Consider the following 13,171-nt stretch of genomic DNA (forward strand, 5'->3'; position numbering starts at 1 on the left):
GCCATGGGAATGATTTGAGCGAGTCAAACATTTCCTTATAATCGATCGTCTTCGATCGCCCTTCAGTTCCCTCACAGGAGGTCTCCCCGTGAACTCGGTCCCCGGACGCCGGACCCGCATCCTGGCCGCCACCACCGCCGCGGCCGGTCTGCTGCTCGTGGCCGGCTGTTCCTCGGACGGTGACGGCGGCGGCACCAAGACCGCGGCCGGCGGGGTGGAGTTGGTGAAGGCCGGTCAGCTCACGACCTGCACCCACCTTCCGTACCCGCCGTTCCAGTCGGAGATCGACGGCAAGGTGCAGGGCTTCGACGTGTCCCTGATCGACCTCGTCGCCGAGGACCTGGGCGTGAAGCAGGAGATCCTCGACACCCCGTTCGAGAACTTCAAGACGGGCGCCTTCCTGAACTCCGGCGAGTGCGACCTCGCCGCCGCCGGTATGACGATCACCGACGAGCGCAAGAAGAACGTCGACTTCTCCGACCCGTACTTCGAGGCGACGCAGGCCGTCCTCGCCGACAAGAGCGCCGGCATCGGCTCCTTCGCGGACCTCAAGGGCAAGAAGGTCGGCACCCAGGCGCAGACCACCGGCGAGGACTACGCCAAGAGCAAGGGCATCGACCCCGTCTCCTTCGAGTCCTCCGACGCCGTCCTCAACGGCCTGCGCACCAAGCAGGTCGACGCCGTGATCATCGACTACCCGGTCGTCCAGGGCTGGCTGAAGGACAAGGCGAACGCCGCCGCCTTCGAGGTCGCCGAGCAGATCAACACCGGCGAGCAGTACGGCTTCACGGTCAAGAAGGGCAACACCAAGCTCGTCGCCGCGATCAACAAGGCGCTGTCCGAGGCCAAGTCCGACGGCACGTACAAGAAGCTGTACGAGCAGTGGATCGGCCCGTACGACGAGAGCGCGGCCTCCGCCTCCCCGTCCGCCTCATGAGCGCCACCGACCCCGACACACCGCTCCAGCCGAAGCGGAAGGGGCTCAGCCGGAGCCGTAAGCGCGCCCTGTCCCGGGGCGCGCAGTACGTCGTCTTCGTCGCGGCCGTCGTCGCCTTCGCCGCGTCCGCCGACTGGGCGCGGCTGAAGAACCAGTTCGCCCAGTGGGACATCGCCGAGCAGATGTTCCCCGACGTCATCACGCTGGCCCTCAAGAACACCGTGCTGTACACGCTGTCCGGCTTCGCCTTCGGACTCGTCCTCGGCATGGTCATCGCGCTGATGCGGCTGTCGTCGGTGGGCCCCTACCGCTGGTTCGCCGGTGTCTACATCGAGATCTTCCGGGGCCTGCCCGCCCTGCTGATCTTCATCTTCATCGGCGTCGCCGTGCCGCTGGCCTTCCCCGGCACGGAGATCCCCGGCGGCACCTACGGCAAGGTGGCGCTCGCGCTGGGCCTGGTGGCCGCCGCGTACATGGCGGAGACGATCCGCGCGGGCATCCAGGCGGTCCCCAAGGGCCAGTTGGAAGCGGCCCGTTCGCTGGGCTTCTCGCCCGCGCGCGCGATGGTCTCGATCATCATCCCGCAGGCGTTCCGGATCATCCTGCCGCCGCTCACCAACGAACTGGTCCTGCTGTTCAAGGACTCCTCGCTGGTCCTGTTCCTCGGCGTCACGCTGGAGGAGCGCGAACTGTCCAAGTACGGCCGTGACCTCGCCAGCACCACCGCCAACTCCACGCCGATCCTCGTCGCCGGCCTCTGCTATCTGCTGGTGACCATCCCGCTCGGCTTCGTCGTACGCCGCATGGAGGCGAAGGCCCAGGAGGCCGTGAAATGAGCGAGAAGTCTCCCGGGGGCGGCCCCGAGATCCAAGTCCGCGGCCTGCACAAGTCGTTCGGCGACAACGAGGTCCTCAAGGGCATCGACCTGGAGATCGGCCGCGGTGAGGTCGTCTGCGTCATCGGCCCCTCGGGGTCCGGCAAGTCGACCCTGCTCAGGTGCGTGAACCTCCTGGAGGAGCCGACGAAGGGCCAGGTCTTCGTCGGCGGCACCGAACTCACCGACCCCGACGTCGACATCGACGCCGTACGCCGCCGTATCGGCATGGTCTTCCAGCAGTTCAACCTCTTCCCGCACCTCACGGTGACCGAGAACCTCACGCTGCCCCAGCGCCGGGTCCTGAAGCGGGGCAAGGCGAAGGCGGCGGAGGTGGCCGCCGAGAACCTGGACCGCGTGGGCCTCTCCGAGAAGGCCACCGCCTACCCGGCCTCCCTCTCCGGCGGCCAGCAGCAGCGCGTGGCCATCGCCCGCGCGCTGTCCATGGGCCCCGAGGTGATGCTCTTCGACGAGCCGACCTCGGCCCTCGACCCGGAGCTGGTGGGGGACGTCCTGGCGGTGATGCGCATGCTCGCGAACGACGGCATGACGATGATGGTCGTGACCCACGAGATGACCTTCGCGCGGGACGTCGCCGACCGGGTGGTCTTCATGGACGACGGCGTCATCGTCGAGGACGGCACCCCGGCCCAGGTCATCGGCGCCCCGCAGCACGAGCGAACCCGCCACTTCCTGTCGCGTCTGCTGGACCCGGCGATGGCGAACGTGGAGGAGGACGACAGCACCCCCGCCCCGTAAGGGGCGCGGGGCGATGACATATGCGGCTCCGCCGCGTGGGCGCGATCAGCCACAACGGACCCGCGGCCGGCGAACTATGGTGCGTGGCATGAACGATCTGCCGGTGTTGCACGTAAAGGGACGCATCCTCATCGGCCCGGACGACGTCCGCGACGAACTCTGGGTCATCGACGGCCGCGTCTCCTACGACCGTCCCCTCACCGCGGGCGACATCCGTACCGTCGAGGGCTGGGCCCTCCCCGGCCTCGTCGACGCGCACTGCCACGTCGGCCTCGGCCCCCACGGCCCCGTCCCGGAAGACATCGCGGAGCGCCAGGCACTCACCGACCGCGACGCGGGCACCCTGCTGATCCGGGACGCGGGGTCCCCCTCCGACACCCGCTGGATCGACGACCGCGACGACCTCCCGAACATCGTCCGCGCGGGCCGCCACATCGCCCGTACCCGCCGCTACATCCGCAACTTCGCCCATGAGATCGAGCCGGACGAACTCGTCGCGTACGTCGCCCAGGAGGCCCGGCGCGGTGACGGCTGGGTGAAACTGGTGGGCGACTGGATCGACCGGGGCGTCGGCGACCTCACGGCCTGCTGGCCCCGGGAGGCCGTGGAGGCGGCCATCGCGGAGGCGCATCTGCTGGGCGCCCGGGTCACCGCGCACTGCTTCGCGGAGGACTCGCTGCGGGACCTCGTCGAGGCGGGCATCGACTGCATCGAGCACGCGACGGGCCTGACGGACGACCTGATCCCCCTCTTCGCCGCGCGCGGAGTCGCCATCGTGCCCACCCTCGTCAACATCGCGACGTTCCCCACCATGGCGGACGGCGGGGAGGCCAAGTTCCCGCAGTGGGCGGCCCATATGCGCCGCCTCCACGAACGCCGCTACGACACCGTCCGCAACGCCTACGACGCCGGCATCCCCGTCTACGTCGGCACCGACGCCGGCGGCTCCCTCGCCCACGGCCTGGTCGCCGCCGAGGTCGCGGAACTCGTCACCGCCGGCCTCCCCCCGGTCCACGCCCTCGCGGCGACCACCTGGAACGCCCGCGACTGGCTGGGCCGCCCCGGCCTCACCGAGGGCGCCCCCGCCGACCTGGTCGTCTACCCCGAGGACCCCCGCACCGACGTACGCGTGCTGGGGGCCCCGTCGAGGGTGGTGCTGAACGGGCGGGTCGTGGGCTAGCCGCCGGGGCGGGTGGCCGGATCCGGCCACCCGGTCAACTCCCCTTGTGTGTCTGAAGTGTTGACCGCGTACTGAAAACGTTTTAACTTCCCCTCACTCCGACTTCGAGACGTGAGGGGGACCCGTGGCCGCTGTACTACGGGAACGCGCAGGTGCAGAGGAGGTCAGGTCGGCAAGCCGTCGCGTGGACGGTCGGCCACCGCGACGAAAAGGTTTACAGAGCAAGGGCCGGATCCGGGGCTCCCGCACCCTCGTCCTGCTCATGCTCCCCGGCCTCGGCTACTTTCTGCTGTTCCACTACGGAGCCCTGGCCGGCAACCTCATCGCGTTCAAGGAGTACGTGCCCTTCGACGGCGTCTGGGCCAGCCCCTGGGTCGGCCTGGGCAACTTCCAGCGCATGTTCGAGGACGGGGCGTTCTGGGCGGCCGTCCTCAACACCCTCTGGATCGCCGTCCTCCAGCTGGTCTTCTACTTCCCGGTCCCGCTCGCCCTCGCCCTGCTGCTGCACAGCCTCACCCACACCAGCGTCCGCCGGTTCGTGCAGTCGGTGGCGTACCTGCCGCACTTCATCTCCTGGGTGATCGTCGTCGCCCTGTTCCAGCAGGTGCTCGGCGACACCGGACTGCTCAACTCCTCACTGGACGGCATGGGGTTGAGCACCGTCGACATCATCGGCAACCCGGACGCCTTCCGGCCGCTCACCGTCGCCCAGGTCATCTGGAAGGACGCCGGCTGGGGCACGATCATCTTCCTGGCCGCCCTCGCCCAGGTCGACGAGCAGCAGTACGAGGCCGCCGCGATCGACGGGGCGGGCCCCTGGCGGCGGTTCTGGCACGTCACCCTGCCCGCCATCCGCCCGGTGATCGTGCTGCTGCTCATCATGCGGCTCGGCGACATCCTCTCCGTCGGCTTCGAACAGATGCTGCTCCAGCGCGACGCGGTCGGCCCGGAGGCCGCCGAGATCATCGACACCTTCGTCTACTACCAGGGCATCGTCGGCGGCGACTACGGATTCGCCGCCGCCGCGGGCCTGTTCAAGGGCGTCATCGGCGCGCTGCTGGTCTACGCCGCCAACAAGGTCGCCCACCGCCTCGGCGAACAGGGGGTCTACAAGTGAGCGCCCACACCCGTCCCGGCTGGCTGGAGAAGCCGAAGCCGCTGACCCAGGCCGCCAAGGCCGTCGCCCTCGTCGCCGTCGTACTGCTGGTGTGCGTGCCGTTCCTGGTGATCGTGTCCACGTCGCTGGCCTCGACGGACGAGGTGGTCGCGAACGGCGGCTGGGTGCTCTGGCCCACCGAACCCCGCCTCGACGCCTACCGCGACATCCTCGACGGCGGCATCGTCACCCACGCCCTCGGCGTCAGCGCCGGCGTCACCCTCGTCGGCACCCTGCTCAGCCTCGCCTGCACGGTCACCCTCGCCTACGCGCTCTCCCGCCCCGGCGTCTTCGGCGGCCGTCCGGTGCTGCTGCTGATCCTGTTCACCTTCCTCTTCCCGCCCGGCATGATCCCGAGCTTCCTGCTGGTCAAGGAGCTGGGCCTGCTGGACAGTTACGCCTCCCTGGTCCTCCCGGTCCTGGTGAACGTCTTCAACCTCGTCGTCCTGCGCGGCTTCTTCCAGGGCATCCCCGAGGAGCTGTACGAGGCCGCCCGGCTCGACGGGGCGGGGGACTGGCGGGTGCTGTTCTCCGTCGTCCTGCCGCTGTCCAAGGCCGCGCTCGCCGTCGTCGGACTGTTCTACGCGGTGGCGTACTGGAACTCCTGGTTCTACGCCTCGCTGTACCTGGAGAGCGACCACTGGCCCCTCCAACAGGTCCTGCGCACCTATGTGGTGGCCGGCTCCGGCCTCACCGACGCGACCACCGGCGAGGGCACGGTCACCGCGCCGCAGACCGTGCAGATGGCCGTGCTGGTGATCGCCACCGTACCGATCCTGCTCGTCTACCCCTTCCTGCAGAAGTACTTCACCAAGGGCGTGCTCACCGGCGCCATCAAGAGCTGACCGTCCATCAAGAGACGTGCACGGAAAGGTCGTCCACTCATGCCCAGCATGTCCCGCCGTACGTTGCTCCGCTCCGTGGCCGTCGGCGGCGCCGCAGCCGCCGCCCCCGCCCTGCTGACCGCCTGCTCCACCAGCTCCGGCGACAGCGATGTCTCCAACGCCGGCAAGAAGCTCGCGCCCTGGCCCGCGTACACCCCCGCGACCGGCCCGAAGCCGGACCTCGCGCCCACCGAGGCCGGCGTCCAGGCCGGTTACACCGCCTACCCCGCCGACCTCGCCAGGTCCGTCTCCCGCACCCCGGGCGACGGCTCCACGGTCAGGGTCCTGTCCGTGTCGTTCGGTACGCCGCCGAAGCCCGCCTCCGCCAACCGCTTCTGGGCGGCCGTCGAGAAGGCCCTGGGGGTGAAGATCGAGTACACGATCGTCCCCCAGGCCGACTACCAGAAGAAGATGGCGACGGTGATGGCCGGCGACGCCGACACCCTCCCCGACATCATCAACGTCTTCTCCGGCTTCGTCCTGCCCCGCGAGGCCGAGTTCGTCCGGCGCCGCGCCGAGGACCTCACCCCGTACCTCTCCGGCGACGCCATCGCCGACTACCCGAACCTCGCGAACATCCCCACCCACGCCTGGCGCGACATGGGCCGCATCGGCGGCCTCCTCTACGGCATCCCGCTGGAGCGCCCGCTGCCCGGCTCGACGCTCTGGCTCAACCAGGGCATGTTCACCGACGCGGGCATGAAGGAGGGCTGGACCGCCGACGATTTCGCCGCCGTCGCCAAGCGGGCCACCGGCGGCCGTACCTACGCCCTCGGCGCCGCCACCGGCTCCCTCTTCGGCAACGCCGTCCACGCCGCCGCCCACAACGCGCCGATGGAGTGGTCCGTCACCAAGGACGGCACCTTCGAGTCCGCCTGGGCCGACGAACGCCTCAAGGCGGCCATCGCCTTCCAGGCCCGGCTGCGCAAGGACGGCTCGTACCACCCCGACGCCACCTCCATCTCCCAGATCGACCTGACCACGCTCTACTACAACGGCACGGTCGGCTCCATGCAGGACGGCTTCGGCGCGTACCTCCCCAAATACCGGGAGAGCAAAGGCAAGTTGACCCCGGCCGCGGCCCTCCCGTACAGCGTCGGCGGGGAGCCCGGCGGCATCGTCGCCGCCCGCCGCTCCTTCGGCTACACCGTGCTGAAGAAGGCGAAGAAGGAACGCGTCGAACTGCTGCTGCGCATCCTCGACTATCTCGCCGCCCCCTTCGGCAGCGAGGAGTGGGAGCTCGTCCACTACGGTGTCGAGGGCACCCACTTCACCCGTGCCGCCGACGGCTCCCCGCAGGTCACGAAGCTCGGCGAGGTCGAGAACAACACCAACCTGCCGCTGAAGTACCTCGCCGAAGGCCCCCAGGTGCTGTTCGTCCCGGGCATGCCGGACGCCGTACGGGCCCTGCACACCTGGCAGACGAAGGTCGTGCCGCACGCCGTCCGCAACGCCTCCTTCGGGCTGCAGTCCGCCACCAGGAACTCCCAGGGCGCCACCCTCAAGGCCCTCGTCGAGGACACCGTCACCGGCATCGTCGCCGGGCGCCTCCCGCTCTCGGAATGGGACGCCACCGTGAAGAAGTGGCGGCAGCGCGGCGGCGACAGAATGGCCGAGGAGTTCGCGAAGGACCACGCGGCCAACACATGAGCGGCGGCCGACGGAAGCGAAGAGGAGACGCGGGGGATGGGGAACGACATGGCGCCCAAGGAGACGACGTCCAAGGAGGAGAGGCCCAAGGAGCGCATCACGATCCGTGAGGTCGCCGTGCGGGCCGGGGTGTCCACGGCCACCGCCTCCCGCGCGCTCAGCGGCAACCACCCCGTGCCCGCCGCCACCCGGACCCGCGTCCTGCGCGCCGCCCGCGAACTGGACTACGTCGCCAACGCGCACGCCCGCGCCCTGGTCGGCGGCGGCCGCAAGATGGCCGCCGTCGTCGTCCGCCAGGTCACCAGCCCCTTCTACGCCCAGGTCGCCGAGGGCGTCGAGGCGGAGGCCGCCGACCGGGGCTGGCTGTGCGTGGTCGGCGCGACCGGGGGAGACCCGCAGCGGGAGATGGAGTTCGTCCGGCTGATGCGGGAGGAGGGGGCGCGGCTGGTGATCCTGGTCGGCGGGGTCGTCGAGGACGACGCGTACCGCTCCCGGGTCGCGCAGTACGCCCAGGCCCTGGACGCGTCCGGTGCCCGGCTGGTGCTGTGCGGGCGCCCCGCCCCCGATCCCGAGATCCCCGCGCTGGTCGTCGAGTTCGACAACGAGGCGGGGGCGCAGGCGATCACCGGGTATCTGCTGTCCGCCGGGCACCGCCGGATCGTCTTCCTCGGCGGGCTGCCCGGGAACACGGCCCTCGACGCCCGGGTCGCCGGGTACCGGGCCGCGCTCGCCGAGCACGGGCTGCCGCCGGAGGCCGCGCACGTCGTGGACTGCGGCCTCGGGCGTCCCGCCGGGCTGCGGGCGATGACCGAACTGCTCAAGGAGACAAGGGAGTTCACGGCCGTGTTCGCGGGGGACGACATGGTCGCGGCGGGGGCGCTCCGCGCGATCGCCGAGTCCGGGCTGAGCGTGCCCGGCGACATCTCGGTGGTGGGGTACAACGACATACCGCTGGCCGAGGACTTCCATCCGCCGCTCACGACGGTGCGGACGCCTGCGGAGGAGTTGGGGCGGGCGGCTGTGCGGATCGCTCTGCGGGATGCGGCGAGCGCGGCGGGACGCCATCACCTGCTGGGCACGCACATCGTTGTGCGGCGGAGTGTGGGGCCGCCGAGTGCTCCGCAGGTGAGGCCGTAGGGCTGTAGGGCACGTGCGGGTGATTCGTGGCTGGTCGCGCAGTTCCCCGCGCCCCTGTCGGGGCGCGCTGTCCTGGTCCCTCTCTACAAGTCACGGAGGTTGCATTTCCCTATGACCGCGCCGCACGTGTCGCCCGCCGACCACTCGACGCTTCCACCCCTCGATCCCTCCCTCTCCCCCCTCACCGGCTGGACCCGAGCCCACTGGGAAGCCATGGCTGATCGGCTGCTCGACGGGTTGGTGCCCTATGCCTCGCCGGGGCTGGCGCAGTACCGGCTGCCGGGGCGGGCCAGTCACTCGGGGTCGGTGTCCGACGGGCTGGAGGGGTTCGCGCGGTCTTTTCTGCTCGCGGCCTTTCGGATCGCGGGCTCGGGAGGGCGCGTCGGGCCCGCGCTGATCGAGCGGTACGCGGCCGGGCTCGCCGCCGGGACCGACCCCCGTGGTGGTGACGAGCGCTGGCCGGCGATCACCGACCGGGCGCAGCCCATGGTGGAGGCCGCGTCGATCGCGATCGCGCTGCACGAGACCCGGCCGTGGCTGTGGGACCGGCTGGACGACGGGGTGCGCGGACGGGTGGCCGACTGGCTGGGCGGGTTCGTCGGGGCGGACGTCAACGACTCCAACTGGCGGCTCTTCCAGGTGATCACCGAGGAGTTCCTCGCCTCCGTCGGCGCCCCGCACAGCCGCGCAGAGATCGACGCGGGGCTCGCCCGGCTGGACGACTGGTACCGGGGCGGCGGCTGGTACACCGACGGCGACGGACGGAAGTTCGACTACTACAACGGCTGGGCGCTGCACCTGTACCCGGTGCTGTGGGCGCGCATCGCGGGCCCCCGGGCGGATGCGGCACGGGTGGTCCGGCACCGGGCCCGGCTGCGTGAGTTCCTCGGCGTCCACCAGCACTTCTTCGGCTCCGACGGTGGCCCGGTGCACCAAGGCCGCTCCCTCACCTACCGTTTCGCGACCGCCGCCCCGCTGTGGGCCGGTGCCCTCGCCGACGCCACACCGCTGCCGCCCGGCCGCACCCGCCGCCTCGCCTCCGGCACCCTGAAGCACTTCGCGGACCGCGGTGCCCCCGACGAACGGGGCCTGCTCAGCCTCGGCTGGTACCGGCCCTTCCTCCCCGTCACCCAGCGCTACTCGGGCCCCGCCTCCCCGTACTGGGCGAGCAAGGCCTTCCTCGGCCTGCTCCTGCCCGAGACCCACCCCGTGTGGACCGCGCCCGAGGAGGCCGCGCCCATCGACACGGACGACACCACGCTCGCCCTGCCCGGCCCCGGCTGGCTGCTCCACTCCACCGCCGCCGACGGACTCGTACGGCTCGTCAACCACGGCAGCGACCGGTTACCGCCCCCGCCCGCCGACGCCGACGACAGCCCGCACTACGCCCGGCTCGCCTACTCCAGTGCCACCGCCCCGGAGACCCCGCCGACCCCGCGGACGGGCCCCGACAACCACTTGGCCCTGCTCGCCCCGGACGGCACTCCCTCCCCGCGCGGCCGCATCCACCCCCTGGGCGCCGAGGGCAGCCGCGCCGCGTCCCGGTACGGCGGCGACGCGGGCCGTATCGAGACGGTCAGCATGGTGCACGGCCCCTGGGAGGTGCGGGTCCACCACGTCGACGCCCCGGCCGGCACGCCCGTACGGGAAGGGGGCTGGGCCGTGGCCGACGACGCCGGGCCGCCCACGGGGGAGTCGGGGCCCGGCCGGGCACTGGCCCGCCGCGCGGACGGACTGACCAGCGCGATCGTGGGCCTGCACGGCTGGGGCGAGGCGCCCGGCGCGGTCGTACGGGCCGTCGGGGCGAACGCGTGCGGACACCACTCCGCGACACCCGTACTGGAAGGGGTGCGCGGGAGCGGACCCGTCCTGGTCACCCTCGTCGTGCTCAGCGGCGACCCGCACACCCCGCACACCGGGGCGAGCGCGACGGTCGGCCCCGACGGGAACGTGGACCTCCGCTTCCCGGACGGCACCCGGGAGCGGGTCCGCCGGGCCGAACCGCCGTACGCGACAAGGCCTTTGCCACTTCCCCAGCAGTGACCCTCCAACGCCCCGACGGTCCGCCGGCGGACCGCTGAGCTTCTCCGCTCAGCGGTCGGCCAGCGTGATCGCCCGGTCCAGTTCCTGGAGGAACCCGTTGACCGTGGTCCGGTCGCGGACCGCCAGGCGCAGCCAGTCATCGTCCAGCCCCGGGAAGGTGTCACCGCGGCGGACGGCGAAGCCGAGGGTGCGCAGATGCCGACGTACGGCCGTCGCGCGCGGCAGCCGCATCAGCACGAACGGGCCCTCGGCGGGCTCCGCCACGACCAGCCCGTCGGGACCGAACTCCCGGAGCCCGGCGACCAGATGGGCCCGGTCGGCGGCGATCCGTACGGCCGCTTCGGCGGCCTCCGCCAGCGCCCGGTCCGACATACACGCCTCGGCCGCCGCGAGGGCCGGCGTCGACACCGGCCACAGGGGCTGCGCCCGCTCCAGTTCGTCGATCGTCTCGGGCGCGGCGAGAACGTACCCGATCCGCAGCCCGGCCAGCCCCCAGGTCTTGGTGAGACTGCGCAGCACGACGAGGCCGGGCACGTACGTCCGCCCGGCCAGCGCCTCGCGCTCACCCGGCACCGCGTCCATGAACGCCTCGTCGACCACCAACGTCCGCCCGGGACGGGCGAGTCGGGCGATCGAGGCCGCCGGGTGCAGCACCGATGTCGGGTTGGTCGGGTTGCCGATCACGACGAGGTCCGCGTCCTCCGGTACGGCCGCCGGGTCCAGCCGGAAGCCGTCCGCCTCCCGCAGCAGCACCCGGTCCACGCTGTGCCCGGCGTCCCGCAGCGCGGCCTCCGGCTCCGTGAACTGCGGGTGCACGACCACCGGCCGACGGACCTTCAGGGCCCGCGCGAGCAGCACGAAGGCCTCGGCGGCGCCCGCCGTCAGCAGTACCCGGTCCACCGGCAGCCCGTGCCGGGCCGCCACCGCCGCCCGCGCGGAACGCCCGTCCGGATACGCGGCCAGCCCGGTCAGCGACCCGGCGATCCGCTCCCGCAGCCAGGCGGGCGGTGTGCCGGTCCGCACGTTCACGGCGAGGTCGATGAGCCCCGCCCCGTCGTCCCGCACCTCGGCGTCACCGTGATGCCGCAGATCGTGCTTGCTTCTGGAGCCGGATTCAGTGTGCATGGGAGTGCGTGTGTCCCCAGTGGTGATGATCGTGATCGTGGTGCCCGTCGTCGTCCGGGCGGCCGTGCGGCTGCCGCGGCAGCCCTGCGACGCGGTTCATGTGCGGGTCGCCCTCCAGCGCCTCCCGGTACCGCTCCACGATCAGATCGAGCAGCTCCGGTTCCGGTCCGATGACATCGGCCGACCGTACCCCGATCTCCGGGCGAGCGGCAGCCCAGCCCTCGGTCTGCTGCCGCACCCGGTCCGCCGGTACGCCGCCGAGCGGGAAGTACGGCAGCACGACGATCCGCCGCGCGCCCAGCCGCACACACCGGTCGAGCCCGCTGGGCACATCCGGCGCCGCCAGCGACACGAACGCCGTCTCCACGCCCCCGTACCCGCGCCCCTCCCACAGCAGCCGGGCCGCCCGGTGCACCTCGGCGTTGGCCTCGGGGTCGTGGGAACCGTGCCCGACGAGCAGCACGGTCACATCGGCCCGGTCGCCCGGCGTACGCGGCGCGCCCGACCCCAGCGCCTCCTCCACCCGCCGCTCCAGCAGACGCAGCAGCGCGGGGCGCGGGCCCGGGGGCCGGCCGAGACCGTACGACACCTCCGGGTGCCGCTCCCGCACCCGGGCCAGCGCCTCCTCGACATCCGCCTCCGCGCGCCCGGCGGCCTCCCATGTCAACGGGACCACGACGAACCGCCGCACCCCCCGCTCCACCAACCCGGCCACAGCCTCCCCCGGCCCCGGCCCGAACGGCTCGACGAAACCACCCCCGACGGGCAGCCCGGGGTGACGGCTCCCCACCTCACGCAGTAAGTCGCGCAAGGCCTCGGCCCCGGCGTCGTCCCGGGTGCCATGACCGGCGATGAGCAGGGCGGGCGGCGGGGTGGTCACGATGTCTCCTCAAGGGCGAAGGGTTGGTGCTGCTGGGGGTGGGGTCGGGGCCACTGTGTCTCGACGATCATCATGCCGGTCGCCGCGCGACCGCACACGTCACCCTCCCCGCCCGCCCGTCCACCGGCTCCGACTTCCGCTTCGGCACGAGCAGTTCACCCCCACCCACGAGCGCGGCGGCCTCCGCGACGGACGCCGTCCCGACGGCCCCCAGCACCGCACCGGAGGGATTGGGCACCTTCACGGCCGCCAACTCCCCGGCGGGCCAACCCACCAGGGGAACCCCGAGCCGCTCGGCGGCCTGAACAAGCCCGGGTTCACCGGCCTTGGCATCGACGGTGGCCAACGCGACGACAGCCCCGACCGCCAGCCCGGCCTCCCGCAGCACCCGTTCGACCAGCCCGAGAACCTCCGTCACCGACACCCCCGTAGAGGCGCCCACACCAACAACGAGCGCCTCGGAAACACGCTCAGCCACAGCCGCGCCCCCTTCTTGAGGGCGCGGGGAACTGCGCGACAAGCCCCCACTCACCCGCACTCAAAAAC

11 protein-coding genes and 1 pseudogene are annotated in these 13,171 nt (G+C 71.8%); 9 read left to right on the top strand and 3 right to left on the bottom strand.

Annotation, left to right across the window (positions count from 1 at the left end; all coding sequences use genetic code 11):
* Positions 1-88: 88 nt before the first annotated feature.
* The 9 genes from ACZ7MG_RS38420 to ACZ7MG_RS38460 all read left to right on the top strand — a co-directional run bounded on the left by ACZ7MG_RS38420 (position 89) and on the right by ACZ7MG_RS38460 (position 10,620).
* Positions 89-937 carry a transporter substrate-binding domain-containing protein gene (locus ACZ7MG_RS38420; RefSeq protein ID WP_471391617.1) on the top strand — a complete coding sequence of 283 codons (849 nt, stop codon included), beginning with the start codon at positions 89-91 and terminating at the stop codon, positions 935-937.
* Positions 934-1,773 carry an amino acid ABC transporter permease gene (locus tag ACZ7MG_RS38425; protein WP_471391614.1) on the top strand — a complete coding sequence of 280 codons (840 nt, stop codon included), beginning with the start codon at positions 934-936 and terminating at the stop codon, positions 1,771-1,773. Before ACZ7MG_RS38420 ends, ACZ7MG_RS38425 begins: the two co-directional genes overlap by 4 nt.
* Positions 1,770-2,570, top strand: coding sequence for an amino acid ABC transporter ATP-binding protein (locus ACZ7MG_RS38430; RefSeq protein ID WP_471391612.1), 801 nt, complete (start codon positions 1,770-1,772; stop codon positions 2,568-2,570). The genes ACZ7MG_RS38425 and ACZ7MG_RS38430 overlap by 4 nt, the downstream gene beginning before the upstream one ends.
* Positions 2,571-2,658: 88 nt before the next feature.
* The gene (locus tag ACZ7MG_RS38435; RefSeq protein ID WP_471391609.1) at positions 2,659-3,750 is read left to right on the top strand and encodes an amidohydrolase family protein; all 1,092 of its coding nucleotides are present in this window, start codon (positions 2,659-2,661) and stop codon (positions 3,748-3,750) included.
* A gap of 262 nt (positions 3,751-4,012) precedes the next feature.
* Positions 4,013-4,867, top strand: coding sequence for an ABC transporter permease (locus ACZ7MG_RS38440; RefSeq protein WP_471391606.1), 855 nt, complete (start codon positions 4,013-4,015; stop codon positions 4,865-4,867).
* A complete protein-coding gene (locus tag ACZ7MG_RS38445; RefSeq protein ID WP_471391603.1) occupies positions 4,864-5,751 on the top strand; it encodes a carbohydrate ABC transporter permease in 888 nt (295 codons plus the stop codon). The genes ACZ7MG_RS38440 and ACZ7MG_RS38445 overlap by 4 nt, the downstream gene beginning before the upstream one ends.
* A gap of 39 nt (positions 5,752-5,790) precedes the next feature.
* The gene (locus ACZ7MG_RS38450) at positions 5,791-7,440 is read left to right on the top strand and encodes an extracellular solute-binding protein (RefSeq protein WP_471391600.1); all 1,650 of its coding nucleotides are present in this window, start codon (positions 5,791-5,793) and stop codon (positions 7,438-7,440) included.
* Positions 7,441-7,476: 36 nt separating this feature from the next.
* Positions 7,477-8,577: a LacI family DNA-binding transcriptional regulator gene (locus ACZ7MG_RS38455; protein ID WP_471391597.1), complete on the top strand. Its 1,101-nt coding sequence runs from the start codon at positions 7,477-7,479 to the stop codon at positions 8,575-8,577.
* 111 nt (positions 8,578-8,688) lie between these two features.
* Positions 8,689-10,620 (top strand): DUF2264 domain-containing protein, encoded by a 1,932-nt coding sequence (locus ACZ7MG_RS38460; RefSeq protein ID WP_471391593.1) that lies wholly within the window; start codon positions 8,689-8,691, stop codon positions 10,618-10,620.
* A 48-nt stretch (positions 10,621-10,668) separates the two neighbouring features.
* Here the strand turns inward: ACZ7MG_RS38460 and cobC are convergent, their stop codons facing one another.
* From cobC to ACZ7MG_RS38475, 3 genes and pseudogenes are all read right to left on the bottom strand, one after another.
* Complete coding sequence (gene cobC, locus ACZ7MG_RS38465; RefSeq protein WP_471391590.1) at positions 10,669-11,745, bottom strand: Rv2231c family pyridoxal phosphate-dependent protein CobC; 1,077 nt, start codon at positions 11,743-11,745, stop codon at positions 10,669-10,671.
* Positions 11,735-12,625, bottom strand: coding sequence for a sirohydrochlorin chelatase (locus ACZ7MG_RS38470; protein WP_471391587.1), 891 nt, complete (start codon positions 12,623-12,625; stop codon positions 11,735-11,737). Before ACZ7MG_RS38470 ends, cobC begins: the two co-directional genes overlap by 11 nt.
* A 76-nt stretch (positions 12,626-12,701) precedes the next feature.
* A pseudogene (locus tag ACZ7MG_RS38475) lies at positions 12,702-13,082 on the bottom strand (cobalamin biosynthesis protein); the annotation flags it as partial.
* Between the last annotated feature and the right edge of the window lie 89 nt (positions 13,083-13,171).

The organism is Streptomyces sp. NPDC107538, assembly GCF_055657445.1.

Coding starts and splice junctions, on each gene's coding strand:
- ACZ7MG_RS38440 (WP_471391606.1), top strand. CDS start 4,013: ATGCTCCCCGGCCTCGGCTACTTTCTGCTGTTCCACTACGGAGCCCTG.
- ACZ7MG_RS38460 (WP_471391593.1), top strand. CDS start 8,689: ATGACCGCGCCGCACGTGTCGCCCGCCGACCACTCGACGCTTCCACCC.
- ACZ7MG_RS38455 (WP_471391597.1), top strand. CDS start 7,477: ATGGGGAACGACATGGCGCCCAAGGAGACGACGTCCAAGGAGGAGAGG.
- ACZ7MG_RS38430 (WP_471391612.1), top strand. CDS start 1,770: ATGAGCGAGAAGTCTCCCGGGGGCGGCCCCGAGATCCAAGTCCGCGGC.
- cobC (WP_471391590.1), bottom strand. CDS start 11,745: ATGCACACTGAATCCGGCTCCAGAAGCAAGCACGATCTGCGGCATCAC.
- ACZ7MG_RS38450 (WP_471391600.1), top strand. CDS start 5,791: ATGCCCAGCATGTCCCGCCGTACGTTGCTCCGCTCCGTGGCCGTCGGC.
- ACZ7MG_RS38435 (WP_471391609.1), top strand. CDS start 2,659: ATGAACGATCTGCCGGTGTTGCACGTAAAGGGACGCATCCTCATCGGC.
- ACZ7MG_RS38425 (WP_471391614.1), top strand. CDS start 934: ATGAGCGCCACCGACCCCGACACACCGCTCCAGCCGAAGCGGAAGGGG.